Here is a 24926-nt window from a genome sequence, read left to right on the forward strand (position 1 = left end):
GGGACCAGTAACAAGGATGGACAGGATGCAGGAAGCGAAAGTGACGAAGGGTTCGGCAACGCGCGCCTTGCGCCGGCGCGCCGGCGTGGTGGCGAGCGCTGCCGCACTGCTGTGCGCCGGCACGGTGCTGTGGATGCCGTCGCAGGCGTGGGCGGAAAGCGATGCGGTCAAGGCACTGGCCGCGCCGCCGCCGATCCAGCTGCCGCTGAAACCGAGCCCCGAGTTCGCGAAGTTTCCGCGCTACGTGGGCACGCTCGGCGCGCGGCCGATCGTGCTGCGGCTCGGGCCCAAGACCGACGATCCATCTGGCGTGCACGGCGAGTATCAGTACACCGATAGCGGCGAGGTGATTCTGATCGCCGGCGATCGCGACGGCGATACGCTCGAAGTCGAGGAATCGAACGACGGCACGCATATCACCGGCAACTGGGTCGGCAAGTTCGCGGCGGACGGCTCGCTCGAAGGCGACCGCATGAACGTCGACGATTCGAACCCGCAGGAATTCAGCCTGAAGCCGCTGGCGGCAGGGCAGGCGGTGCCGGTGGCCGGTTCGGCCGGCGGTGCGGCGGCCAGGCCTGCAGCCCCCTCACCGCAACCGGCCGCGGCCAACGGCGCAGCGGCGGCTCCCGCGCCGGCACCCGCTGCCGGCGGGCACCCGGTGGGCGGCGTCAGCAACCTGCAAACGGGCTACTGATGCGCACGCGCGCCGGGCATCCGGAATCGCGCAGCGCGGCCGTTGCTTCAGGCTCGCTTCACTATGTTTTTCACCGAGCTTCACATGACTGAATCCAAATTCAAACATGGCCTGCAGACCCGCATCGTGCGTGCCGAGGACCAGATCACGCCGGGCTTCGAATCGTTCTCGACGCCCGTCACGCGCGCGTCGACGGTGGTGTTTCCCGACCTCGCCGCGATGCGCGCGCTCGACTGGAAAAACGACGCGCAATGGCGCTACGGCCTGCATGCGACGCCGACGCAGATCGCGCTCGCTCAGCGCCTCGCCGCGATCGAGGGCGGCAATCATGCGCTGCTGCAGCCGTCGGGGCTGTCGTCGATCTCGAACGTCTACTTCGGCCTCGTGAAGGCCGGCGACGACGTGCTGATTCCCGATAACGTGTACTCGCCGAACCGCGACCACGGCGACTGGCTCGCGCGCGATTTCGGTATCACGGCGCGCTACTACGATCCGCTGATCGGCGCGGGCATCGCCAGTCTGATCCAGCCGAACACGCGCCTGATCTGGATCGAGGCGCCCGGCTCGGTGACGATGGAAGTGCCCGACGTACCGGCCATCACGGCGGCGGCTCGCGCGCGCAAGGTCGTCACCGCGATCGACAACACGTGGTCCGCGGGCCTCGCGTTCCGGCCGTTCGACCACGGCGTCGACATCTCGGTGCAGGCGCTGACCAAATACCAGTCGGGCGGCGGCGACGTGCTGATGGGCGCGACGATCACGGTCGACCGCGACGTGCATGTGAAGCTGAAGGCGGCGCGCATGCGCATGGGGATCGGCGTGTCCTCGGACGACTGCTCGCTGATCCTGCGCAGCCTACCGAGCATGCAGTTGCGTTTCGCGCAGCACGATCGCGTGGCGCTGTCGCTCGCGACGTGGTTGAAGAGCCGGCCGGAAATCGTCGCGGTGTTGCATCCGGCGCTCGCCGACTGTCCGGGGCACGAAGTGTACAAGCGCGATTTCAGCGGCGCGGGCGGACTGTTCTCGGTGGTGTTCGACGAACGCTACAGCGCGGCGCGGATCGACACGTTTTGCGAGTCGCTCGAACTGTTTTCGCTCGGCTGGAGCTGGGGGGGCGCGCATAGCCTCGCGATGCCGTACGACATCGCGTCGATGCGCACTGCGGCGCAGTGGCCGCATCGCGGCACGTTGGTGCGCTTCTATATCGGTCTGGAAGACGAGGCGGACCTGCGTGCGGATATCGAGCAGAGCCTGACCAAGCTGGCTTGACACGCGTTAGCCCTGTTCGACACGTTGTTCGAGAAGCCCGCCGGGATCTCTTCCCGGCGGGCTTTTTTGTGTGCGCCCAGCATGGGCGCACTCCTGGAGGTGCAAGTCCTCCCATAAGCTGACCACAGCGAATGAAGTGAAGCGCAACTGCGTAAGGGTGACCGAGCGTGGGGAGGAAGCGTGGAGCAAAGCCGTGAGCCGATGGACAAGAACCGGATATGAGGCGGCACCGATCAGGGCGAGCGGGCACGAATCTGCGAAGCTCTTGTGGTCAAGGATTGGTGCCGTAAATCCGGCGGTTGTGCGGTGAAGGAGTGCGTTCTTACCTGGGGAGATCTCGCCTCATGCCTGAAAGGGCAACGGTGTCGAACCGGAGCGGGAAGTCAGCCGAGGTCGTAGTAGTCACAGGACAGGTCGGCAAGGCTGAAGCTGGTGACGAAGGACCGAACGGGAAGGAGTGTTCAGGGATATGCCGATGCGGCAGGCAATGCGTCAGATGCCCGTGCAAACGGGGCGAGCGGGAGCAGCGCGTGGTGAAGCTGCGCATGTACCTGTGAGCGACGAAGCCGGCTGCCCGCGGCATGAACCCGGGAGCACAGGGTCAGCGTTGCTGGAAGCGGCGTTGACGAGAGAGAACCTGAAGCGGGCGTTCAAACGGGTGCGGGCCAACAAAGGAGCCGCTGGGGTGGATGGTCTGGGCGTTGACCAGACTGCGCGCCATCTGGTGACGGCGTGGCCAGCGATTCGTGAACAACTGCTGAAGGGGACGTACCGGCCCAGCCCGGTACGGCGGGTGACGATTCCGAAGCCGGACGGAGGCGAGCGCGAGCTTGGTATCCCGACGGTAACGGACCGGTTGATCCAGCAGGCTCTGCTGCAGGTGCTGCAGCCGGTTCTGGATCCCACCTTCAGCGAGCATAGCTACGGCTTCCGGCCCGGACGGCGTGCACACGATGCGGTGCTTGCCGCGCAGTCGTACGTGCAGTCAGGCCGGCGAATCGTGGTGGACGTTGACCTGGAGAAGTTCTTCGACCGGGTCAACCACGACATCCTGATCGACCGCCTACAGAAACGCATTGGAGACGCTGGTGTAATCCGGCTGATCAGGGCGTATCTGAACAGCGGCATCATGGATGATGGAGTGGTTCAGCAGCGAGCCCAGGGCACGCCGCAAGGCGGGCCGCTATCGCCGCTGCTGGCCAACGTGTTGCTGGATGAGGTGGACAAGGAACTGGAGCGGCGGGGCCACTGCTTTGCGCGCTACGCCGACGATGCGAACGTGTATGTTCGTAGCCGCCGCGCGGGCGAACGGGTAATGGTGCTGCTGCGACGTCTGTATGGGCGATTGCGCCTGAAGGTCAACGAGACCAAAAGTGCGGTCGCGAGTGTGTTCGGTCGCAAGTTCCTGGGTTACAGCTTATGGGTGGCTCCAGGCGGTGTGGTCAAGCGCAAGGTGGCGGCCAAACCGCTGCTGGCGTTCAGGCACCGCATTCGTGAACTGACCCGCCGATCTGGCGGGCGCAGCATGAAGGACGTGGTGGCACGGTTGCGGACTTATGTGCAGGGCTGGAGGGCATACTTCCGGTTGGCGCAAACCCCCAGAGTCTGGCGTGAGCTGGATGAGTGGCTGCGCCACCGACTACGCGCCATCCAGCTTAAGCATTGGCGCCGTGGCTCAACCATCTACCGGGAACTGCGCGCGCTGGGCGCGTCATGCTCTGTGGCACAACAGGTGGCGGCGAACAGTCGCCGCTGGTGGTGCAACAGCGGCAAGCTCCTCAACAGCGTGCTGACCATCACTTACTTCGATCAGCTGGGTGTGCCCCGACTCTCCTAACCTCAACTTCCCGAACCGCCCGGTGCGGACCCGCATGCCGGGTGGTGTGGCAGGGGCGCAGCCTCAGGCTGCCCCCTATGCCGATTGCCCTGAGTATCAGGCAGACCCGAACGGATCCCTCGAGCGCCGGCCTCAAATCAACCGCAGCAAACCGTCCATTCCAACGAAATTGAACGACACGCTGGCTGCTTCCCGCACCACCGGCTTCGCCCGGAATGCAACGGAGAGTCCCGCTTCGGCCATCATTTTCAGGTCGTTCGAGCCGTCGCCCATCGCAATTGCGCGCGACGGTTCGATGCCGAGCGTCGCGCAGGTTTCGCGCAGCGTGCGCGCTTTCACGTCGGCATTGACGATCTCGCCCATCACATTGCCGGTCAGCTTGCCGTCGATGATTTCAAGCGTGTTCGCGCGCGTGAAATCGAGCCCAAGGCGCGTCTTCAGCTTCGCGGTGAAGAACGTGAAGCCGCCCGACACGAGCAGCGTTTTCAGGCCCGCCTGTTTCGCGCCGGCCAGCATGCGTTCGGCGCCCGGCGACAACCGCAGCCGTTCCTCGTACACGCGCTCGAGCGCGCTGGCGTCGAGCCCTTTCAGCAGCGCGACCCGACGAATCAGGCTCTCGTTGAAGTCCTCGATCTCACCGCGCATCGCAGCCTCGGTGATCGCCGCGACTTCGGCTTTGAGCCCGCAGAAATCGGCGATTTCGTCGACGCACTCGATCGTGATCAGCGTCGAATCCATGTCCATCGCGACGAGGCCGAAGTCGCTCAACTGGCGGCCGGTTTCGACAAACGCGTAGTCGAGTTGATGCGCATAGCAATACGCTTCGACGTCGGCGCGTTGCGCGAGGTTCGCGTCGGCGATGCGAATCGCGTGCTCGTCGATGACGGCGGCGTGCGAGCCGCGTGCGAGCGCGACGAGCGTTTTGTGGTGGTCGGCGGAAAGGGGGGCGACGCTTTGAATGACGAGGTTCATGGACGACCGGTGGCGCGGAAAGAAAGAGGCGCGTGGCGCGCGGACAATCCCGCTATTGTATCGGTTCTGTGCGTTGGCCCGTCGCAGGCGGCTGTGCCGGGCTTGCCGTGCGCTCCGGCGGCGTGCGGTTCATACTGGCGCATCGAATCATGTGATGCAGTCGTCGCGTTGGCTGAAGCCGGCGTTCGGCGCATCGCCGTAACGGAACAGGCCGAACGAATACGGTCACACGAACCCACCACCCCACACGGGCGCAACAAGACGCCCCACGGAGACAATGCATGACCCCGGCAACCGCCAGCGAGGCATCCTCCCTTGCCCGCGACTTCGATCTGCGTCATCTGAGCCCGGCGTTCTACGCCGATCCCTATCCCGTCTATCACGCACTGCGCAGCTATGAGCCAATCCGGCGCATGCCCGACGGCTCGCTGTTCCTGACGCGCTTTCGCGACGTGCAGGCGGTCTACCGCGACCCCAAGACCTTCAGCTCCGACAAGACCGTCGAGTTCCGCCCGAAATACGGCGACTCTCTCCTCTACGCGCATCACACCACGAGTCTCGTGTTCAACGATCCACCGCGCCATACGCGTGTGCGCAAGCTGATCGCCGGCGCGCTGACCGCGCGCGCGATCGCTGCGATGGAGCCCGCCCTGATCCGGCTCGTCGACGGCCTGCTCGATGCGGCCGCGCAGCGCGGACGTATCGATCTGATCGGCGAATTCGCGTCGGCGATTCCGGTCGAGGTCATTGGCAATCTGCTCGACGTGCCGCACGATGAACGCGCGCCGCTGCGCGACTGGTCGCTCGCGATACTGGGCGCGCTCGAGCCCTCGCTGACCGACGCGCAGTCCGAGCGCGGCAATCGCGCGGTCAGCGAATTCGTCGACTATCTGCGCGGCCTCGTCGCACGACGCCGCCGCGAGCCGGGCGATCCGCAGCACGACGTGCTGACGCGGCTGATCCAGGGGGAGGGGCCGGACCAGCAGCTATCTGAAGCCGAACTGCTGCAGAACTGCATTTTCATCCTTAACGCCGGGCACGAAACGACCACCAACCTGATCGGCAACGGGCTCGTCACGCTGAGCGAGTGGCCTGACGAGCGTGCCGCGCTGCTGCGCGAGCCGGAGCTGATCGGCACCGCGGTCGAGGAGTGCTTGCGCTTCGAGAGTTCGAACCAGCTCGGCAATCGCATGGCCACCGTCGATACCGAGTTCGGCGGCGTCGCCCTCGCGCGCGGCACGCCGGTCACGCTGTGCATCGGCGCGGCCAATCGCGATCCCGAGCAGTTTGCCGAGCCGGACCGCTTCGATATCCTCCGCGACCCGAACCGGCATCTCGCGTTCGGGTTCGGGATTCATCAGTGCGCGGGTCTGTCGCTGGCGCGGCTGGAGGCGCGGATTGCGATCGGGCGCTTCGTGCAGCGCTTCCCGGCGTATCGCGTCGATGGTGAGCCGACGCGGGGCGGTCGCGTTCGGTTTCGCGGGTTTGCGTCGGTACCGGTCCTGCTCGAGCCTTGATGCGGGCGCCGCGTAGACCGCGCGCACCAGGAAAACCGTAGCTTTTGCCGCCTCGTCGCAAGACTTACAACCCCATGACAGCACGCCGCCGAGCCGAACCGCTCCTGCTTTACGCGTGGCGGCAGTGTCGAGCGCGCCGAAACGCGGGCACGCTTGCTGCTTCGCCTGATATTTCAGGGCCATGGGACAGGGGAGCGCGCGATGGCACACATGATCTGGAGGGGCGCAATCAGTTTCGGGCTCGTCCACGTACCGGTGCAGCTTTATCCGGCGACGCAGTCGGAGAAGGTCGGCTTCAATCTGCTCGACAAGCGCACGATCGATCCGATCGGCTACAAGCAGATCAACAAGCGTACCGGCAAGGACGTGACCCGCGACAACATCGTGCGCGGCTTCGAGTACGAGAAGGATCACTACGTCGTGCTGTCGGACGACGAAATCCGTTCGGCGAACCCCGAGTCGACGCAGACGGTCGACATCCTCGCGTTCGTCGACGCCCCCGACATCTCGTTTCTCTATCTCGATACGCCGTATTTCCTGACGCCCGACCGCAAGGGTGAAAAAGTCTATGCGCTGTTGCGCGAGGCGATGACGGCGTCGGGCAAGATCGGCGTCGCGAGTGTCGTGCTGCACAACAAGCAGCATCTGGCGGCGCTGATTCCGCTCGGTCCGATGCTCGCGCTGAACACACTGCGCTGGGCCGACGAGGTGCGCAATTTCGACGAATTCAACGTGCCGCCCGAAGGCATGAAGGCCGCCGGCGTGTCGGCGAAAGAACTCGACATGGCGAAAAAGCTGATCGACGACATGAGCGAGACGTGGGACCCGATGCAGTATCACAATACGTTTCGCGACGACATCATGGCGCTCGTCGAGCGCAAGATCCAGGCGGGCAAGACCGAGGAGGTCGTCGAGGTCGAAACGCCGCACGAGTCGCGCAAGTCCGCCGACATTCTCGACCTGTCCGATCTGCTGCGCCGCAGTCTTGGCCGCGGCAAGGGCAAGCAGGCCACCACCGGCCGCAAGCGCGCCGCCGACGAGGACGAGGATCAGAGCGATAGCGAAGCCGAGTCCGATGAAGAGGCGGCCGCGCCCGCGCGCAAAAAGCCGCGCGCGGCAAGCACGGCGCGCAGTCGCAGCGGTAGCGGCGGCAGCGGGCGCGCGACGTCGAAAACCACCGCAACGTCCCGCAAACGGAGCGCGGCGGCCTGAGCGCGCGGCCCAGCCGTCTATGGCACCAAACGCACCGGAGTCATCGCCATGAACGACCGACTCGACCACTATCATCGCAAGCGCCGCTTCGAGGACACGCCGGAGCCGGCCGGCGCGACGACCCGCAAGCGCGCCGGGCCCGATACGCTCTCCTACGTGATCCAGGAGCACGACGCGCGGCGTCTGCATTACGACTTCCGGCTCGAACTGAACGGCGCGCTGCTGTCGTGGGCGGTTCCGAAGGGGCCGAGCCTCGACCCGTCGGTCAAGCGGCTCGCGGTGCACGTCGAGGATCATCCGGTCGAATACGGTACCTTCGAGGGCGAGATTCCGCCCGGCAACTACGGCGCGGGAACCGTGATCGTGTGGGATCGCGGCACGTGGGAGCCGGCGGGCGGCGCGGCCGAAGCCGCGCGGTCGTACGCGGCCGGCAAGCTCAAGTTTCATTTGCACGGCGAGAAGCTGCATGGCGGCTGGACGCTCGTGCGGAGCCACATGCGCGGCAGCGGCGACAAGGAGCAATGGCTGCTGATCAAGGAGCGCGATGAGGAAGCGCGCGACGAAAGCGACTACGACGTGCTGAAGAAGCTGCCGGGCAGCGTGCTGGCCGACGGAGCTTCGAAAGGCAGGAAAACGAAGCAATCGAAAGCGGAGACGAAAACCTCGCGCAACGGCAAGGCCACGAGCGCGGGCAAGCCGGCGAAATCCGCATCCTTGTGCCGCGCAGCCGACCCCAAACGCCCCGACATCGTCGCGACGCGCAGCGCGCAGTCGCTACGCGAACTCGCCGCATCGCCATCGATCGAAGGCGCGGTCGCAGCCGACTTGCCCGCGAGCCTGAAGCCGGAGCTGGCGACGCTCGTCGACAGCGCGCCGCCAGGCGATGACTGGCTCTACGAAATCAAGTTCGACGGCTACCGCGTGCTCGCGCGCATCGACCACGCGTCGAAAGCGAAGGGCGGGGCCGTCAGCGTTTTCACGCGCAACGGCAACGATTGGACCGCAAAGTTCAGCAAGCAGATCGAGGCTCTCGCGGCACTCGGTATGCAAAGCGCCTGGCTCGACGGCGAAGCCGTCGTGCTCGATGAACGCGACGTGCCCAACTTCCAGTTGCTGCAAAACGCGTTCGATGCGCATCGCCCACAGGACATCGTGATCTATCTGTTCGATCTGCCGTTTCTGAACGGCTACGACCTGCGCGACGTGCCGCTCGAACAGCGCCGCGCGATTTTGCGGGCGCTGCTCGAAGGCGTCGATGATCGCGTGCTGCGCTTTTCGAACGACTTCGCGTTCAGCGCCGACGAGCTGCTCAAGAGCGCGTGCGACATGGCGCTCGAAGGCATCATCGGCAAGCGGCGTGACAGCAGCTATGTGTCGGGCCGCTCGCCGTCGTGGATCAAGCTGAAGTGCAGGCGCCGCCAGGAGTTCGTGATCGGCGGCTATTCGGAGCCGGGCGGCAGCCGCGCGGCGTTCGGCGCGCTGCTGCTCGGCGTCTACGACGCCGATGGCCGGCTGCAGTACGCGGGCCGCGTCGGCACGGGCTTCGACGCGGCGCTGCTGCGCTCGGTCAAACAGGCGCTCGACGCGCACGCGAGCAAGCGCATGCCGTTCGCGAGCACACCGCGCGAGCGCAGCCGCACGCCCGTGCATTGGGTCGAGCCGGTGCTCGTTGCCGAATGCAACTTCGCCGAATGGACGGGCGACGGCATCGTGCGCCAGGCGTCGTTCGTCAGCCTGCGCGACGACAAGCCGGCGCGCCAGATCGTCAGGGAAACCGCCCGACAAGGAGTCGACGTGCAACAGCAAACCGAAACCGCCACCGCCGATACGCCGCAAACAGGCGCGCCGAAAAAGCGCGCAACCAGCAAGACCGCCGGTGCCGCCAGGCCCGCCGCCAAGGAAAGCGCGCCCGCCCGAACCACGGCAACACGCTCGCGTGCACAGAGCGAAATCGCCGGTGTGCGCATCTCGCATCCCGATCGCGTGATCGACAAGAGCAGCGGCGCAAGCAAGCTCGAACTGGTGCAGTACTACGAATCAATCGCCGAATGGATGCTGCCTCATCTGCGCGAGCGGCCCGTCGCGCTGGTGCGCGCGCCCGAGGATATCGGCGGTGAGCTGTTTTTCCAGAAGCACAGTCAGAAGCTGTCGATTCCGCACGTCACGCAGCACGAGGGACTCGATCCGGGCCATCCTCCGCTGATCACGATCGACACGCTCGCCGCGCTGGTCGGCGCCGCGCAGATGGGCACCGTCGAATTTCATACGTGGAATGCGGTCGCGTCGAATATCGAAAAGCCCGATCGCATGGTGTTCGATCTCGACCCGGACCCGTCGCTCGGCTGGGAACGCATGGTCGAGGCCGCGCAACTGACCCGCTCGCTGCTCGACGAACTGGGCCTGAAGTCGTTCTGCAAGACGAGCGGCGGCAAGGGCTTGCACGTGGTCGTGCCGCTCGCGAAGCAGGCCGGCTGGGACGAAGTGAAGGATTTCTCGCAGGCGGTCGCGCAGCACATGGCGACGACGCTGCCGCAGTACTTCAGCGCGAAGATGGGCGCGCAGAATCGCAAGAAAAAGATTTTCATCGACTATCTGCGCAACAACCGTGGCTCGAGCACGGTGGCCGCATTCTCGGCACGCGCGCGGCCGGGGCTCGGGGTGTCGGTGCCGCTCGCGTGGGACGAACTGGAGAGCACGACGAGCGGCGATCAATGGGGCATCCGCAACGTCCACGAGCGCGTGGACGGCCTCAGAAACGACCCGTGGGCCGACTACGCAAAGACGCGTCAGCGCATCACCGCGGCGATGAAAAAACGTCTGGGCGTCGCGTGATGCGCGCTCGTCCGGGTGGCTGAATCCAACCCGCGAATTCGCCGTGCGTACTTAGCGCGCGAACGCGCTTCGCGAAGGAGCAATGCAATGAAGACCCTGCCGCAATCGACCGATGGCGACCCGCAAGCCGACCCGCGCGCGAACAAGGATCCGAAGTCGTTGCAGGAAGCCGCGGCGCCGCTGCCGCATGAAGTCGACCAGCATCCCGAGTCGCAGCACGAGGACGAGCCGCGCCATGTCGGCAAGCAGGCGCATGACGACATCGAGCATGGGCAGCAGGATACCGACCGCCGCGGCGGCGGCGAGTATCAGCAACGCACGCAGAACGACGCACATGCCGATGTGAACTCGGATCGCAAGCAGGGCGGCGCAAAGGGCGGCAAGCGCTGACGCGGCGTAGCGGGCATCGCGCCTACGCGCCCGCCAGGCCAACCGGCTCGCGATCCCAGTACGGCGGATCGCCGAAATGCGCGGCGACGAAGTCGATGAAGGCGAGCGTCTTCGGCGGCACGAACGCGCGGCTTGGGTACACGGCCCAGATCGCGACGTCGTCCGCGAGACGATAGCTGTCGAGCACGCTGACGAGTTTGCCGCTGCGCAGATAGGGCGCCACGTCCCATGTCGATTTCAGCGCGATGCCGAAGCCCGCGAGCAGCGCGTCGCGAATCACCTCGCCGTTGTCGGTGACGAGGCGGCCGCTCACGCGCACGTCGAGGGGACCGGCGGGCGTCACGAAGCGCCAGTCGCGCTGCTCCGACAGGATGATGCACTCGTGCCGCGCGAGATCCGACGGATGATGCGGCGTGCCGCGCGCGGCCAGATAGGCGGGAGCCGCGCACAGCACGCGGCGGTTGACCGCGAGCCGCCGCGCGACCAGCGACGAATCCTTCAGCACGCCGACGCGAATCGCGACATCGATTCCCGCGTCGACCAGATCGACCACCTGATCGGTCAGGCGCAGATCGACGCTGACACCCGGATAGCGGCGCAGAAACTCGCTGATCACCGGCGACACATGCTGACGCCCGAACGACGACGGCATCGACACGCGCAGCCGTCCCTGCGGCTCGGCCTGCGCGCGGCCGACCGATGCGCGCGCTGCGGCGGCCGCGTCGAGCAGCGCTTCGGCGCGCGTCATGAACACTTCACCGTCCTGGGTGAGGCTGATGCGGCGCGTGGTCCGATGCAACAAACGCGCGCCGAGGATCTTTTCGAGTTGTGCGATCCGCGCGCTCGCGACCGCCGCCGACAATCCGAACTCGCGCCCGGCCGCCGACACGTTGGCGAGCAGCGCGGCACGCACGAACAACGCGACGTCGAGCAGATCGAGCCGTTCGCGTTCGCTGGGCACGGACCGGCCGGCCGGGCTTGGATCGTCCATTATTCTGAAAAACCAGAAAATGTTTCAGCGATTATGGCTGTTTTATCAGAATAAGAACCATCCTACGATACGAGTCATGCGTCACATCAACCGAACCCACAAGGAGAAGCCATGAAAGCCGTCGGACTCTACCGTTATCTGCCCATCGATCACGCCGAAGCGCTCGTCGACGTCGAGATCCCGAAACCCGAAGCGACCGGCCGCGATCTGCTGGTCAAGGTCGAAGCCATTTCCGTGAACCCGGTCGACACCAAGGTGCGCGCGCCGAAAGACACCGTCGAAAAGACGCCGCGCGTGCTCGGCTGGGATGCGGCCGGCACTGTCGTCGCAGCTGGCCCCGAGGTCACGCTGTTCAAGGTCGGCGATCCGGTGTTCTATGCGGGCAGCATTACCCGGCCGGGCGCCAACAGCGAATTTCATCTGGTGGACGAACGGATCGTCGGACACAAGCCGGCGTCGCTCGATTTCACGCACGCGGCCGCATTGCCGCTGACCGCGATCACTGCGTGGGAAGCATTGTTCGATCGCCTCGGCGTATCGCCGCAGGGCGCCGACGCAGGCCGTACGGTGCTGATTTTCGGCGGCGCGGGCGGGGTCGGCTCGATCGGCATCCAGCTCGCGAAGCAGCTCGGCAAGCTGCAGGTGATCGCGACCGCGTCGCGGCCCGAATCGGCGAAATGGGCACGGGATCTCGGCGCGGATCACGTCGTCGATCATTTCGGCGATGTGCCCGCGCAGATGAAGGAGATCGGCATCGAGCAGGTCGACTACGTGCTGATCTTCAACGACACCGACCGTAATTTCCCGGCCGCCGCGCAACTGATCAAGCCGCAAGGCAGCATCTGCACGATCGTCGAGAACAGCGCCGCCGTGCCCGTCGAATTGCTGAAGGCGAAGAGCGCCGCATTTCACTGGGAGTTCATGTTCACCCGCTCGATGTTCGGCACGACCGACATGATCGAGCAGCACAAGCTGCTGACCGAGGTCGCGCGGCTCGTCGATGCGGGCACGTTGCGAACGACGCTCGGCCAGGACCTCGGCCGCATCAACGCGGAGAATCTGCGTCGCGCGCATGGGTTGCTCGAAGCAGGACGCGCGATCGGCAAGCTGGTGCTGACCGGCTTCTGAGATGAAATCGACGCGCAGAAAGCGCGTCGCCGCAAGCGGGTTAACACCAGAGCCGACACGGCACGCGCGGCAGCGCGCTTGGCGTTAGACTGACGACGCAGCATGCCAAAACGGTTGCGTGTCTTGCGGCGAGGCAAGCCGGTATGAACCGGCCGGCCCTCGGCAGTGCGTGAACAGTGCACAGGCAGTCGCGTCGACGCGAGCGCGCAGCGGCACAACAACGAGGTGACAGTATGAGCTTCAGCTTCAAACTCTCCGCCGTTTCCGTTGTCGCTTCTCTCGCCTGCGCGCTCGTGCCGGCTGCCCACGCAGCCACGCCGATCACGGTGACCAACAAGGCCGCGCTCGACGGTCCGATCCGCTACACCGTTCGCGTCACGTCGAAACAGTTCGGCAATTCCCAGGAGACCCGCACGATCCGCTCGGGCGAATCGGACGACTTCACGTGGAAGACCGTGCCGCCCGGCGGACCGGTGGCCGCGACGGACGCATGCCCGGACTATGCGTCGCTGGCGGTCGACGAGAATGGCGCGATGATCCGCCAGACGCAGATCCGCTTCGCGCCGGTGGTGTCGAGCGACGGCACCGCGGCCGTCCAGCTGAGCTTCCAGGCGCAGACGCCGCATGGCGTGAAAACCGTGACGAGCGGCGGCAAGACGCTCAAGTGTCCGAACGATGTGCGCGTGAGTCAGATCGTGCGTTTCACGATGCCGGTCAACGGCACGACGAAAACGCTGACGCTGACCGACGGCACGGAGATCGCCGTCACCGCGAAGCGGTGAAGGTTCGAGCGCGCGGCATGATGGCCGCGTGCGCGGCCGTAGCACGCGCTAGCGCGTCATCCTTGTGCGTCATCCTTTGCGTGCCTCACGCTCGACGAGCCGCGTCGGCAAGAACTGATGCTCGGCCGAAAAGAGCCGCCGGTACGTCAGCAGCACCGCGCCCACGGTCCCCAGCGCCGACGCCGCCGCGATCAGAAACATGATGACGATCTGATAGCGCACCGCCTGCAATGGCGACTGCCCGGCCAGCACCTGACCGGTCATCATGCCCGGCAAACTGACAACGCCGACCACCGCCATCTGGTTCAACGTCGGCATCATGCCCGCGCGTACCGCCTGGCGCGCCGGCGCCTGCGCGGCCTCCCAGCGTGTCGCGCCGAGCGCGAGCGCCATGTCGACGCGGTCGCGCCGCGCGGTCAGCTCCTCGGTCATCCGCTCGATGCCGAGCGATACACCGGTCAACGTGTTGCCGAGGATCATGCCGAGAATCGGAATCGCATATTGCGGCGCGTACCACGGATGGATGCGGATCACGACGAACAGTCCCACCGCGGCCACGAGCCACGAGCTGACCCAGATCGACAGCACGCTGTCGGCGCGTTGTCCGGCATAGGTGTGGCTGCCGCGCTGCGCGCCGGCGAAACCGGCGATCAGCGTCATCACGATCATCAGCGGCAGCACGACGTACCAGCGAGCGAAACTGAACACCCAGCCGAGCACGTAGCCGATCGCGAGCAACTGGACCACGGTGCGCACCGCCGCCCATGCGAGCTTGCGCTCGAGATCGAGCTTCAGCGCGACCGACACCGCGCCATTCACGACGATCAGCAGCGTCGCGATCGCGACGTCCCATAAGCTCAGATTCTGCAGGCTCATTGGCGGGGCTCCCGACGCTGGTCCGCGGGAGCGCGTTGGTCCGCATCGCGCCGCACGGAAGTGTGTTCGGCCAGTACGCCGGCGCGCATCGTCAGATGCCGTTCGCTCATGCGTGCCGCCTGCTCGACATCGTGCGACACCCACATCGATGCGTGAGCGCCCGGCGCGGCATCGAACCACGCCTGCACGAGCGCTTCGATCGCGCGCGACGACGCCGGATCGAGCGATGCGGTCGGCTCGTCGAGCAACAGCACTTCGGGCGCGAGTTGCAGCACGCGGATCAGCGCGGCGATCTGCGCTTCGCCACCCGATAATTCGCTTGCGCGCTTGCCGAGAAAGTCCTCGCCGCGGCCGGCCTGCATCGCAAGCCTGGCCGCGCGCGTGCGATCGAAGCGCGCGTCGCGATATGCCCGCAGCTCAAACGGATAGCGCAGATTGTCTTCGACGCTGCCGTCGATCAGCGCGGGCCGCTGCCGGATATACGCGATTGCGCGCCGGTAGCGCGGAATCCGCGCACGCTCGAGCGGCGCGCCATGCCACAGGATGCGCCCCGCGTCGACCGGATCGAGCAGCGCGAGCGCGCGCAGAAACACGCTCTTGCCGGAGCCGGACGGTCCGGTAATCGCGACGCGCTCGCCGGCGCGCAGGGCGAAGGTGGTTGGCTGCAACAGCGTCTGGCCGCGCTGCGCATCGCGCCGCACGATGCCGTCGGCGAGGACGAAGGGAACATCGGTCATGGTTGGAACGTCGTGGGGAGGGTGTGCCGGTGGGGCTGTCGGTAAAGCGTGCGCCATGATAAAACGACGAGGCGCAACAGCGCACGACCAACGCGGCGATTCATGCTCGCGCGCCAGGTACGATAACTGCTGCACGGTGCACAACATAGAACAATACGCGGAGCCTTTCAATGGCAGGGTCGAGCAGCACCGGACGACGGGTCGGAAAAATCTTTGCATGGCTGCTGGCGGCGCTCGTGATCCTGATCGTCGCGCTCGTCATCTTCATCCTGAGCTTCGACTGGAACCGCGCGCGGCCTTACATCGACGACAAGGTCAGCCAGGCGATCGGCCGGCCGTTTGCGATCAACGGCGACCTGACGGTGGGCTGGCGTCATGCGGTCGGCGAGACCGGCTGGCGCGGCTGGGTGCCCTGGCCGCGCTTTTCGGCGGCCAACATCACGATCGGCAATCCCGACTGGACCAAACAGCCGCAGTTCGCGACGCTCGACGAAATCGACTTCGAGGTCGAGGTGCTGCCGCTGCTCGCGCACGACATCGTGATTCCGGCGATCAACCTCGTGAATCCGTCGGTCGATCTGGAACGTCTTGTCGACGGGCGCAATAACTGGACCTTCAAGCTGCCGTCGTCGAGCGGACCCGCCGCGTGGAAGCTCGATCTGCACGATATCGCGTTCGCGAAGGGCAACATCGCGCTGTCGGATCAGCAGAAGAAGGTCGAGGTGCAGATGGTCGTCGATACGCTCGGGCAGCCGATCCCGATCGGCGACGCGCTGAAGCAGCAGGAAGCGGCCTCGCGCAGCGCGTCGGCTCAGGCCGTCGGCCGGGCGGGCGCGCGCCAACTCGCCGTGCAGGCCGAGGCACAGGCGGCCTCGGAGGCGAAGGCGGCTTCCGCAGCGGCGGGTTATGAAGCGGCGGCGCAGGCGTCGGGCGCATCGGGCGCGTCCGCAACGTCGGGCGCGGCCGCGAGTTCCGGCGCGCTCGCGACGAGCGGCGCCGCCGCATCAGCCGAAACCACCAGCGGGAGCGCCAGCCCGGCCGCGGCTGTCTCGGGGGCGAGCGGCAGCGCACCTGGCGCCAGGCGCGCGACGCCGCTTTATGCGATCGGCTGGACCGTCAAGGGCACGTACAACCGCACGCCGGTGTCGGGCAACGGCAAGCTCGGCGGCGTGCTCGCGCTGCAGGACGCGAACCGGCCGTTCCCGGTGCAAGCCGATGTCAAAGCCGGCGATCTGCATATCGCCTTCGTCGGCACGGTCACCGATCCGGCGCATCTCGCGGCGCTCGATCTGCGTCTCTGGTTGCAGGGCAACAGCATGGCGCGCCTGTATTCGCTGACCGGCGTGACCTTGCCCGAGACCCCGCCGTACGCGACCGAGGGTCATCTGATCGGTCAGTTCAAAGCGAGCGGCAACGTGTTCACGTATGAAAACTTTACAGGCCGGGTCGGCGGCAGCGATCTGAACGGGTCGTTGACCTATACCGGGCGCGAGCCACGTCCGCTGCTGCGGGGCGAACTCGAGTCGCATCTGTTGCAGTTCTCGGATCTCGCGCCGGTGATCGGCGCCGATTCGAACGCGAGCAAGGCGGGGCGCGGCGACGCGGCCGCGCAGCCGAGCAACCGCGCACTGCCGGTCGAGGAGTTCCGCACCGACCGCTGGAAGGCGATCGACGCCGACGTCAAGTTCACCGGCCGGCGCATCATCAAGAACGCGAACCTGCCGATCACGGATCTGTACACGCACGTCGTGATGACCGATGGCGTGCTGTCGCTCGTGCCGCTGAAGTTCGGCGTCGCGGGCGGCTCGCTCGCGTCGGACATTCATCTCGATGGCAGCGCAGCGCCGCTGAAGGGCCGCTTCGCGACGTCGGCGCGGCATATCAAGCTGAAGCAATTGTTCCCGAGCTTCAAGACAATGCAGAACGCGCTCGGCGAGATCAACGGCGATGCGTCGCTGTCCGCGACCGGTAATTCGCCGGCGGCGCTCGCGGCGACATCGAACGGCGAGTTGAAGGCGCTCGTGACCGACGGCACCGTGAGCCGTCTGCTGATGGAGGCGGCCGGGCTCAACGTCGCGAACGTCGTCTACGAAAAGCTGTTCGGCAATCGCGACGTGAAGATCAACTGCGCGGCCGCCGACTTCGTCGCGACGGACGGCGTACTCGAAGCGCGCGTGTTCGCGCTCGATACCGACGACGCGGTGATCAACATCGACGGTCACGTGAATCTGCGCGACGAGACGATGGACCTGGGCGTGCATCCGCATACGAAGGGCTTCCGGGTCATTTCGCTGCGCTCGCCGCTGTACGTGAAGGGCACCTTCAAGGATCCGCACGTCGGCGTCAATGCGGCCGCGCTCGCGTTGCGCGGCGGCGCGGCGGTCGGGCTCGGGCTGATCAATCCGTTCGCGGCGCTGATCCCGCTGCTCGCGCCGAGCAACAACAAGCCGCTACCGTGCGCGCAATTGCTCGCGCAAGTGCGGCAGATGCCGAAGGCGCCGCCGCCGGGCGTCAAGCAACAGCCGAAGGCGCCGATGTCGCTCGAGGGCGCGCCGGTCAACAAGTCCTCGGGCGGCGCGTCGTCGCCAGCCGCGGTGGATCGTAAGCCAGCGACGTCGTCGCCGGCGAGCGCGGCCGAATACAAGGGCAGCTGATGCGCGGCGAGCGCGTCGATGATGCGATCGCCGAATCAACGGTATGATGCCGCGTGAGGAGCTGCGCGCGGTTGCCGTCGAGCCAGGGTTTCGATGAAGCGAAGAGAACGACCTGTCAGTAGCCCTGAACTTCAGGGCGCCCGATTGGTGCTATCTGAGCGAACGTGGTGTTGCATCGCCCGACGCATCCTGGCGACGCACGCCGCGGCGGGTACCGATTCGTGTCGCGCCGAACTCCGTCAGAATCTTGCTGCGCGCACGGCTCGCGAACACGAGGAAGCCGAAGCCGTCGGCCTCGTACCAGTAGCCGCCATTCTCGAGACCATCGAGCGGCTGCTCCAGCGCGTTGGTAATGGATTCGATGCAGCGCCGCCGCAATTCGGCTGGTGCGGGGTAGGGCGGCTGTGCGCCGCGCACACTGCATAGAAGCACGTCGAGTCCGGGCAGCACGTGTGCATAGAGCACCGGTTCGTCCTGCGCGCGAGCCCGCGCAATCTTGGTGTCGAGTTGACCGAACGGCTTGAAATGTCGCAGAACCGCGAGGAACGACTCGTCGCCGTCCACCTTCGCGCGTCTACGCTTTTTCGGGAAGGACATAAAAATTCGCCTGAAAAAGAATTGCAAGAATCGCTGCGTCCTCATGCGACCACTCCCGGCTTTCGCGCGCCGCACGTCGATCTTTTATAGCATACGACAAGGCCGGATTCACGATGATTCGACGCTACCGCATCGCGCCACCGCCTCCCGCACGAATCATGCCGAACCGCCTCGCCGCGCGCATTCGCATCCCAGCACACCTTGTCTCCATCATAGACGCAGGCGGCGCGGAAAAAACATCCCATCCCAATAAAAAAGTCATTTTTGTGTGGTCGAGCGCTTGCTGGCGCGTCGTTGAAATATCTCCGATTCACGTCGATAATGGCCCGTCAAGCCGCGCGGCGCCCGCTTGCAGGGCGCGACGGGTGCGCGCGAGCCCCGCCGTTCGAGTGGCAGCCTGAACCACAGCCTGAACGCCCTGACGGAACCATGAAACTATTCACCAAAGGTCTGCTGCTGATCGCGATACCGAGCGTGGTCGAACTCGCGCTGCTCGGGGTCGTCTTCGATACCCAGGAGCGGACCGCGCAGGCCGCGCGATGGGTCGACAACAGCAAGCAGATCCTCTACGAGTCGTCGGCCATCGTCGATCCGCTGCTGCATCAGGCCGCGCGCGTGCGCACGGCGATGGTGACGGGCAGCGCCTCGCTGATCGACCGCCATGCGGTGTGGGTCGACCTGAATGACCGGCTCGCGAAGCTCGATGCGCTCGTCGCTGAAACGCCGGCCCAGGCCGAGCGCGTGCGCAGCATGCGGCGCGCGATCGACGCGTATCGCGAACAGAGTGTCGCGATCTCGCAGGCGTTGCACGAGGGGCGCAGTCTACGCCCCTATATCGCGCTCGAAACCGGCGAGTTGCCGGAGCAGATCGCCATGTTCCGCGACGAGTTGGCCCAGTTCGGCGCGGCGGCGTCGGAGCTCGACGTCGAGCGCTCGAGCGCGCTCGGCGAGCGGCGCGAGCTTCAGCAGCGCGCACTGATCGCCGCGGTGTTCGGCTCGATGTTGATCTGGGCGGTCACCGCCTTCGTGTTCGCGCGCGGCATCGGCCAACGCCTCGAAGTGCTGACCGATAACGCCGAGCGGCTCGGCAGCGGCCGGCCGCTCGCGGCGCCGTTGTCGGGCAGCGACGAAATCGCCGCGCTCGACACGGTGCTACATCAGACCGATGCGCGTCTGCGCGAGGCGGAAGCCGGGCAGGAGGCGCTGAAGACGGAGCTCGAAGCACGCGCGCGCGAACTGGCGGCCGTCAATGAGGAATTGCGCCAGGAAACGCAGGACAACGAGATGTTCATCTACAGCGTGTCGCACGATCTGCGCTCGCCGCTCGTCAATCTGCAGGGGTTTTCGAAAGAGCTGCACGTGTCGTGCGACGAACTCGACGTGCTCGTCGGACAGGCTCGTCTGTCGGAGAACGAAGCACGGCGCATGACGCAGATCCTCGATGGCGACGTGCGCGAGTCGTTGCACTATTTGCGCACCGCGGTCGCGCGCGCGGCGGCGATCATCGACGCGCTGTTGCGCATCTCGCGCGCGGGACGGCTCGAATATCAGTGGCAGCGGGTCAGCGTCGAGCGCGCGGTGGCGCGAGTCGTCGATGGGCTGCAAGGCACGATCGACCACCGCGTCGCGAGCGTCACGGTGCGCGAGCTGCCGCCCGCATGGGGCGATCCGGCGGCGGTCGAGCAGATCTTCGGCAACCTGATCGGCAATGCGCTGACTTTCCTCGATCCGGCGCGCCGCGGGCGCATCGAGGTCGGCGCGCTCGCGCCCGAACCCGTCGACGAAAGCGAGCCGCGCGCGGTCCGTATGCGCACCTATTACGTCCGCGATAATGGGCTCGGCATTCCGGCCGTGTATCTGTCGAAGGTGTTTCGCGCGTTCCAGCGTCTGCACGGGGACGTTGCAAGCGGCGAGGGGATCGGCCTCGCGGTGGTGCGGCGCGCGGTCGAGCGGCACGGCGGGCGCGTCTGGGTCGAATCGGCTGAAGGCGCCGGATCGACCTTTTTCGTGGTGCTGCCCGAGCAGCCGGCGCGCCTCTGAGCGCGGCGCACGCCGGCGCGGGCACTGCCGCTGCCATTCTCCCGGCGGCATGGATGACGAATCGTTGGCACGGAGAGCCTATGAATCACGCGCAAACGGTCAGCATCGTTCTGATCGAAGACGACGACGGCCACGCGACGCTCGTCGAGCGGAATCTGCGCCGCGCCGGCATTTCGAATGGCTTCGTGCGCCTTCGCGACGGCCAGCAGGCGCTCGATTACTTCTTCGGCCCCGCGGCCGCTGAGCCGTTGACCGACGCCGACGGCCATCCCTATCCGCCGCGCGAGAATCTGGCGAATTTCGTCGTGCTGCTCGATCTGGAGATGCCGCGCGTCGACGGCTTCGAGGTGTTGCGGCGTCTGAAGGAAGCCCCCGAGACCGCCGCCGTGCCCGTGATCGTGCTGACCACGACCGACGATCCGCGCGAAATCGCGCGCTGCTACGAACTCGGTTGCAACGTCTATCTCTGCAAGCCGGTCGAATACGATGCGTTCATCGAGGCCGTGCGTCGGCTCGGCTTTTTCCTGCAAGTGGTCAAACTGCCGCCGGGGCATCGGCTCGCGCCGCCCTGAAGCTGTCCGAAAGCCGTTCATGACAAGATGAGCACCGTACCGAGCCGGAGAGCACCTGCATGATCGAAGAAGTGTCCACGCCGCACGCCGCCTATGTGCTCGTCGTCGATGACGACGAGGGCATCTTGCGGCTCGCGCGCAAGTCGCTCGAACGCGCCGGCTGCCGGGTGACGATCTGCGCCGGCGTCGAGGCGGCCCGCGAGCGGCTCGCGCGCGGCGCCCCCGATCTGCTCGTGCTCGATTATCAGCTGAGCGGACCGGAGACCGGGCTCGATTTCTTCCGGCGTCTGCGCGCGGAGGGCGTGCGCATTCCGGCGATCCTCGTGACCGGCTTCACCGACGAGTCGCGCGTGATCGAAGCGCTGCGCGCGGGCGTGTCCGACGTGGTGCCGAAGTCCGGCGACTATCTCGACTATCTGCCAGAGGCCGTGGAGCGCGTGTTGTCGCAGGTGCGGCTGCAACGCGCGTCCGACGAAGCGCTACTGCTGCGCGATCGCGAGTTGCATTACCGCACGCTGTCGGAGACGTTGCCGCATCTCGTGCTGACCTGTGACGCGGCCGGCGATTGCGACTTCCTGTCGAAGCAGTGGTACGACTACACCGGCTTGCCCGAACATGGCTCGCATGGTCTCGCGTGGCTCGACGCCGTGCATCCCGACGATCGCGAGCAGATCCGGCAAAGCTGGCTGAAGGCCGTCGCGAGCCGCAGCGGCGACTATCGGCACGAGATGCGGATTCGCCGCCACGACGGCGAGTACCGCTGGTTCGACGTGCGCGTGGTCGCGATGCGCGATGCCGATGGCAACGTCAGCAAATGGTTCGGTAGCTGCACCGACATCCACTCGCAGCGCGAGGCGATCGAGGAGCGCGAGCGACTGCTCGAGTCCGAGCAGGCCGCGCGCCAGGCCGCCGAAGAAGCGAATCGCGCGAAGGACCGTTTTCTCGCGATGCTGTCGCACGAATTGCGCACACCGCTCACGCCGGTGCTCGCGGGCGCGAGCGTGCTCGAGATGATCCCGGAACTGCCGGAGCAGGCGCGTGCGAGCGTGCGCATGATCCGCCGCAACGTCGAACTGGAGGCGCGGCTGATCGACGATCTGCTCGATCTGACGCGCGTCGCGAACGGCAAGCTGCGGCTGTCGCTGGAGACCGTCGACGTACACGACGTGATCGACAGCGTGCTCGAACTCTTTCGCAGCGAAATCCAGGTCAAGCAGCAGGACGTGCATGTCGAGAAGCACGCGACGCATCACTACGTGCTCGCCGATCGCGCGCGGCTGCAACAGATGCTGTGGAACCTGATTCGAAATGCCGCGAAGTTCACGCCGGACGGCGGCCATATCTATGTGCGCACACGCGACGAACGCATGCAGGTGCAGATCTCGGTCGAAGACACCGGCATCGGCATCGAGCCGGAGCAGATCGGCAAGCTGTTCAATGCGTTCGAGCAGGGCGACCAAAGCATGACGCGGCAGTTCGGCGGCCTGGGTCTCGGTCTCGCGATCACGAAGGCTTTGACGGACGTGCACGGCGGCACTGTGACCGCGCAGAGTCCCGGTCCGCATTGCGGCGCGACCTTCACGATCACGCTGCCGACCGCCGCCGCGCCGGCCCCCGCGCCGCCGGTCATCGTGCCGAGCAACGTGCAGCCGGCGAGTTCGCTGTCCGTGCTGCTGATCGAGGACCATGCCGACACCGCCGACGTGATGGCCCAATTGATGCGCGGCTTGGGTCATCAGGTGACGGTGGTCGGGCGCGTCGACGATGCGCTTGCCGCGACGCAGTTGCACAGGTTCGATCTGGTTGTCAGCGATGTCGGATTGCCCGATGGCACTGGTCTCGATTTCGTCAAGGCGTTTCGCGAACATTCCGACGTGCCAGCCGTCGCGCTGACCGGCTTCGGCACCGACGAGGACGTGCGCCGCTGTTTGAGCGCGGGCTTTACATCGCATCTGACGAAGCCTGTCAATCTCGGCCAGCTCGAAGCGATGATCGAAAGCGCGGCGCAATTGAAGGCGCAAAAGGGAGGATAAGGCTCGATAAAGCGCAGCGCGCTGAAAGCAGCGTGAAAACACAAAGGCCTGTTGCGACGCCGATCGCAACAGGCCTTTTAATTTCACTGGCTCAGGCCGTGCAACCCGAGCTTGATTCGACGATTAACGCTGCTGGTTCTTCAGCGAATCGCGGATCTCGCGCAGCAGCAGCACGTCTTCCGGCGGCGCCGGCGGCTCCGCCGGCGCGGCTTGCGGTTCCTTGCGCAGTTTGTTGATGAACTTGACCATCAGAAAGATGATGAACGCGAGAATGATGAAGTTGATCGTCGCGGTAATGAACGAACCGTAACCGAACACCGCCACGCCAGCCGTCTGCAGGTCTTTATACGATTCGGGGTTGCCTTTGTAAGTGGCCGGAATATGGCCCAGGCGAACGAACAGATTGGAGAAATCGAGGCCGCCGGTAGCGACCCCGACAACCGGCATGATCAGGTCTTTAACCACGGAATTGACAATGGTGGAAAACGCGCCGCCGATAATCACACCGACCGCCAGATCCATCACATTGCCTTTGAGGGCAAATTCTTTAAATTCCTGGATCATGCTCATACAACCACCTCCCTGATATGAATAGCCGAATCATACCAACCTGAAGCGGATAGGCTAGTGCTTTAGCCGCAAGGCAACAAGCGCATCTGCTGCGCGTCGCTAATGAGGAAACTGTGACTCGCTATGGCGCGCGCGCTCCAGATGCGCGGCAAAACTGACCGGGTCGATATTGGCGCCGCACAGCAGCACGCCCACGCGTTTGCCCTGCAACTGTTCGCGCAGCGGTCCGAGCAATCCGGCCGTGGCGGCCGCGCAAGCCGGCTCGACCGCGAGCTTCAGCTGATTGAACAGGATCAGCATCGCCTCGCGCAACTGGTCGTCGGACACGGTGACGATCCGATCGACATGGCGGCGGCACAGCTCGTAGCTGTATTGCTCGGTATGCGGCGACATCAGCGAATCGGCGATGCTGTGCATGTGGCCCATTCTGACCGTATGGTTGGCGGCGAAACTCTTGCTCATCACGTCCGAGCCTTCGGGTTCGACGCCGTACACGTGCACGTTCGGATTCGCGAGCCGCAGCGCGGTGGAGACCCCGGCCGCGAGTCCGCCGCCGCCAATCGGCACGATCACCGCTTCGAGGTCGGGCGTTTGCGTGGCCCATTCGTAGCCGAGCGTCGCCGAGCCGAGCACCGTGCGATAGCCGTTGAACGGATGCACGAAATAGCGGCCTTCCTCGGCTTCGACGCGGCGCACCAGTTCGAACGCTTCGGCGAGATCTTCCGCATAGACGATGTCGGCGCCGTACTCGCGGCACAACGCGACGCGGGCCGGATTCGCTGCGCTGAACAGCACGACCTTAGCGCTGACGCCGAGCCGCATCGCCGCATAGGCGACCGCCACCGCGTGATTGCCGCCCGACACGCAGGTGACACCCGCGCTCTTCTGCGCGTCGTCGAGCGCGAGCAGGTTCGTGAAGGCGCCGCGTGCCTTGAAGCTGCCGCCCGCCTGCAGCAGCTCGAACTTGAAATTGACGACGGTGCCGCGCAGCGACGCGAAGTCGAGCCGGTCGAACACCGGCGTGCGCGCGACCCAGGGCGTCAACGCGAAGTGCTGCGCGGCGATGTCGTCGAGCGTGGGGATCGGCTCACCGTCGATCGTGTGATCCGTGTGCTGCTGCATGGCGCTGGACATGGCGGTCGCTCCGGAGTCGTCGATGTCGCTGTGAGACCCGTGGTTCGGCGCGCAGGTTCACTGCGGCTGCGCGCCGCTGCAACGAAACG

General features: G+C 65.8%; 20 protein-coding genes. 13 read left to right on the forward strand and 7 right to left on the reverse strand.

Annotated features, from left to right (window positions below; translation table 11 throughout):
- Window positions 1-25 precede the first annotated feature (25 nt).
- The 3 genes from OKW28_RS24680 (at window position 26) to ltrA (ending at window position 3800) form a co-directional block, all read left to right on the forward strand.
- Window positions 26-694, forward strand: coding sequence for a hypothetical protein (locus tag OKW28_RS24680; protein WP_429449665.1), 669 nt, complete (start codon window positions 26-28; stop codon window positions 692-694).
- A gap of 84 nt (window positions 695-778) precedes the next feature.
- A complete protein-coding gene (locus OKW28_RS24685) occupies window positions 779-1963 on the forward strand; it encodes a cystathionine beta-lyase (RefSeq protein ID WP_429449666.1) in 1185 nt (394 codons plus the stop codon).
- Between the two features lie 469 nt (window positions 1964-2432).
- A complete protein-coding gene (gene ltrA, locus OKW28_RS24690; RefSeq protein WP_187620135.1) occupies window positions 2433-3800 on the forward strand; it encodes a group II intron reverse transcriptase/maturase in 1368 nt (455 codons plus the stop codon).
- Between the two features lie 132 nt (window positions 3801-3932).
- On the opposite strand, the gene serB is transcribed toward ltrA, so the two are convergent.
- Complete coding sequence (gene serB, locus OKW28_RS24695) at window positions 3933-4772, reverse strand: phosphoserine phosphatase SerB (protein ID WP_429449668.1); 840 nt, start codon at window positions 4770-4772, stop codon at window positions 3933-3935.
- A gap of 281 nt (window positions 4773-5053) precedes the next feature.
- Between serB and OKW28_RS24700 the strand changes: the two genes are divergently transcribed.
- From OKW28_RS24700 to OKW28_RS24715, 4 genes are all read left to right on the forward strand, one after another.
- The gene (locus OKW28_RS24700) at window positions 5054-6289 is read left to right on the forward strand and encodes a cytochrome P450 (RefSeq protein ID WP_429449670.1); all 1236 of its coding nucleotides are present in this window, start codon (window positions 5054-5056) and stop codon (window positions 6287-6289) included.
- A gap of 201 nt (window positions 6290-6490) precedes the next feature.
- Entirely contained in the window at window positions 6491-7501 is a 1011-nt protein-coding gene (locus OKW28_RS24705; protein WP_429449672.1) for a Ku protein, read from the forward strand.
- Between the two features lie 48 nt (window positions 7502-7549).
- Window positions 7550-10333, forward strand: a complete 2784-nt coding sequence (ligD, locus tag OKW28_RS24710) for a DNA ligase D (RefSeq protein ID WP_429449674.1) — start codon at window positions 7550-7552, stop codon at window positions 10331-10333.
- A gap of 87 nt (window positions 10334-10420) precedes the next feature.
- Window positions 10421-10723 carry a hypothetical protein gene (locus tag OKW28_RS24715; RefSeq protein ID WP_429449676.1) on the forward strand — a complete coding sequence of 101 codons (303 nt, stop codon included), beginning with the start codon at window positions 10421-10423 and terminating at the stop codon, window positions 10721-10723.
- Window positions 10724-10745: 22 nt separating this feature from the next.
- Here OKW28_RS24715 and OKW28_RS24720 read toward each other — a convergent pair whose 3' ends face one another.
- Window positions 10746-11714 carry a LysR substrate-binding domain-containing protein gene (locus OKW28_RS24720; RefSeq protein ID WP_429449678.1) on the reverse strand — a complete coding sequence of 323 codons (969 nt, stop codon included), beginning with the start codon at window positions 11712-11714 and terminating at the stop codon, window positions 10746-10748.
- A 111-nt stretch (window positions 11715-11825) separates the two neighbouring features.
- On the opposite strand from OKW28_RS24720, the gene OKW28_RS24725 reads away from it, so the two are divergent.
- Window positions 11826-12842, forward strand: coding sequence for a zinc-binding alcohol dehydrogenase family protein (locus OKW28_RS24725; RefSeq protein WP_429449680.1), 1017 nt, complete (start codon window positions 11826-11828; stop codon window positions 12840-12842).
- A 233-nt stretch (window positions 12843-13075) separates the two neighbouring features.
- Window positions 13076-13624, forward strand: coding sequence for a DUF6013 family protein (locus OKW28_RS24730; protein ID WP_429449682.1), 549 nt, complete (start codon window positions 13076-13078; stop codon window positions 13622-13624).
- Between the two features lie 69 nt (window positions 13625-13693).
- Here the strand turns inward: OKW28_RS24730 and OKW28_RS24735 are convergent, their stop codons facing one another.
- Together OKW28_RS24735 and OKW28_RS24740 are read right to left on the reverse strand one after the other, a co-directional pair.
- On the reverse strand, window positions 13694-14500 hold the full coding sequence (locus OKW28_RS24735) for an ABC transporter permease (protein WP_429449684.1): 807 nt from the start codon (window positions 14498-14500) through the stop codon (window positions 13694-13696).
- Window positions 14497-15237: an ABC transporter ATP-binding protein gene (locus OKW28_RS24740; RefSeq protein ID WP_184033411.1), complete on the reverse strand. Its 741-nt coding sequence runs from the start codon at window positions 15235-15237 to the stop codon at window positions 14497-14499. Before OKW28_RS24740 ends, OKW28_RS24735 begins: the two co-directional genes overlap by 4 nt.
- Before the next feature lie 170 nt (window positions 15238-15407).
- On the opposite strand from OKW28_RS24740, the gene OKW28_RS24745 reads away from it, so the two are divergent.
- A complete protein-coding gene (locus OKW28_RS24745) occupies window positions 15408-17891 on the forward strand; it encodes an AsmA family protein (protein ID WP_429449686.1) in 2484 nt (827 codons plus the stop codon).
- Between the two features lie 150 nt (window positions 17892-18041).
- Here the strand turns inward: OKW28_RS24745 and OKW28_RS24750 are convergent, their stop codons facing one another.
- On the reverse strand, window positions 18042-18533 hold the full coding sequence (locus OKW28_RS24750; RefSeq protein WP_027197613.1) for a hypothetical protein: 492 nt from the start codon (window positions 18531-18533) through the stop codon (window positions 18042-18044).
- A 384-nt stretch (window positions 18534-18917) separates the two neighbouring features.
- On the opposite strand from OKW28_RS24750, the gene OKW28_RS24755 reads away from it, so the two are divergent.
- From OKW28_RS24755 to OKW28_RS24765, 3 genes are all read left to right on the forward strand, one after another.
- A complete protein-coding gene (locus OKW28_RS24755; RefSeq protein WP_429449688.1) occupies window positions 18918-20528 on the forward strand; it encodes a sensor histidine kinase in 1611 nt (536 codons plus the stop codon).
- Between the two features lie 80 nt (window positions 20529-20608).
- Window positions 20609-21100: a response regulator gene (locus OKW28_RS24760; protein WP_429449690.1), complete on the forward strand. Its 492-nt coding sequence runs from the start codon at window positions 20609-20611 to the stop codon at window positions 21098-21100.
- Between the two features lie 59 nt (window positions 21101-21159).
- Window positions 21160-23133, forward strand: coding sequence for a response regulator (locus tag OKW28_RS24765; RefSeq protein ID WP_429449692.1), 1974 nt, complete (start codon window positions 21160-21162; stop codon window positions 23131-23133).
- Window positions 23134-23256: 123 nt separating this feature from the next.
- On the opposite strand, the gene mscL is transcribed toward OKW28_RS24765, so the two are convergent.
- Together mscL and OKW28_RS24775 are read right to left on the reverse strand one after the other, a co-directional pair.
- A complete protein-coding gene (gene mscL / locus OKW28_RS24770) occupies window positions 23257-23703 on the reverse strand; it encodes a large conductance mechanosensitive channel protein MscL (RefSeq protein WP_429449694.1) in 447 nt (148 codons plus the stop codon).
- A gap of 99 nt (window positions 23704-23802) precedes the next feature.
- A complete protein-coding gene (locus OKW28_RS24775) occupies window positions 23803-24837 on the reverse strand; it encodes a threonine ammonia-lyase (RefSeq protein ID WP_429449696.1) in 1035 nt (344 codons plus the stop codon).
- Between the last annotated feature and the right edge of the window lie 89 nt (window positions 24838-24926).

Source organism: Paraburkholderia sp. 40 (assembly GCF_050434105.1).
Classification (GTDB): domain Bacteria; phylum Pseudomonadota; class Gammaproteobacteria; order Burkholderiales; family Burkholderiaceae; genus Paraburkholderia; species Paraburkholderia tuberum.

Excerpts from the sequence above, each read along its gene's own strand:
- OKW28_RS24760 (WP_429449690.1), top strand. The coding sequence starts at position 20,609 with ATGAATCACGCGCAAACGGTCAGCATCGTTCTGATCGAAGACGACGAC.
- OKW28_RS24765 (WP_429449692.1), top strand. The coding sequence starts at position 21,160 with ATGATCGAAGAAGTGTCCACGCCGCACGCCGCCTATGTGCTCGTCGTC.
- OKW28_RS24720 (WP_429449678.1), bottom strand. The coding sequence starts at position 11,714 with ATGGACGATCCAAGCCCGGCCGGCCGGTCCGTGCCCAGCGAACGCGAA.
- OKW28_RS24745 (WP_429449686.1), top strand. The coding sequence starts at position 15,408 with ATGGCAGGGTCGAGCAGCACCGGACGACGGGTCGGAAAAATCTTTGCA.
- OKW28_RS24775 (WP_429449696.1), bottom strand. The coding sequence starts at position 24,837 with ATGTCCAGCGCCATGCAGCAGCACACGGATCACACGATCGACGGTGAG.
- mscL (WP_429449694.1), bottom strand. The coding sequence starts at position 23,703 with ATGAGCATGATCCAGGAATTTAAAGAATTTGCCCTCAAAGGCAATGTG.
- OKW28_RS24740 (WP_184033411.1), bottom strand. The coding sequence starts at position 15,237 with ATGACCGATGTTCCCTTCGTCCTCGCCGACGGCATCGTGCGGCGCGAT.
- OKW28_RS24725 (WP_429449680.1), top strand. The coding sequence starts at position 11,826 with ATGAAAGCCGTCGGACTCTACCGTTATCTGCCCATCGATCACGCCGAA.
- OKW28_RS24755 (WP_429449688.1), top strand. The coding sequence starts at position 18,918 with ATGAAACTATTCACCAAAGGTCTGCTGCTGATCGCGATACCGAGCGTG.
- OKW28_RS24730 (WP_429449682.1), top strand. The coding sequence starts at position 13,076 with ATGAGCTTCAGCTTCAAACTCTCCGCCGTTTCCGTTGTCGCTTCTCTC.
- ligD (WP_429449674.1), top strand. The coding sequence starts at position 7,550 with ATGAACGACCGACTCGACCACTATCATCGCAAGCGCCGCTTCGAGGAC.
- OKW28_RS24735 (WP_429449684.1), bottom strand. The coding sequence starts at position 14,500 with ATGAGCCTGCAGAATCTGAGCTTATGGGACGTCGCGATCGCGACGCTG.
- serB (WP_429449668.1), bottom strand. The coding sequence starts at position 4,772 with ATGAACCTCGTCATTCAAAGCGTCGCCCCCCTTTCCGCCGACCACCAC.
- OKW28_RS24680 (WP_429449665.1), top strand. The coding sequence starts at position 26 with ATGCAGGAAGCGAAAGTGACGAAGGGTTCGGCAACGCGCGCCTTGCGC.
- OKW28_RS24700 (WP_429449670.1), top strand. The coding sequence starts at position 5,054 with ATGACCCCGGCAACCGCCAGCGAGGCATCCTCCCTTGCCCGCGACTTC.
- OKW28_RS24750 (WP_027197613.1), bottom strand. The coding sequence starts at position 18,533 with ATGAGGACGCAGCGATTCTTGCAATTCTTTTTCAGGCGAATTTTTATG.
- OKW28_RS24705 (WP_429449672.1), top strand. The coding sequence starts at position 6,491 with ATGGCACACATGATCTGGAGGGGCGCAATCAGTTTCGGGCTCGTCCAC.
- OKW28_RS24685 (WP_429449666.1), top strand. The coding sequence starts at position 779 with ATGACTGAATCCAAATTCAAACATGGCCTGCAGACCCGCATCGTGCGT.
- OKW28_RS24715 (WP_429449676.1), top strand. The coding sequence starts at position 10,421 with ATGAAGACCCTGCCGCAATCGACCGATGGCGACCCGCAAGCCGACCCG.
- ltrA (WP_187620135.1), top strand. The coding sequence starts at position 2,433 with ATGCCGATGCGGCAGGCAATGCGTCAGATGCCCGTGCAAACGGGGCGA.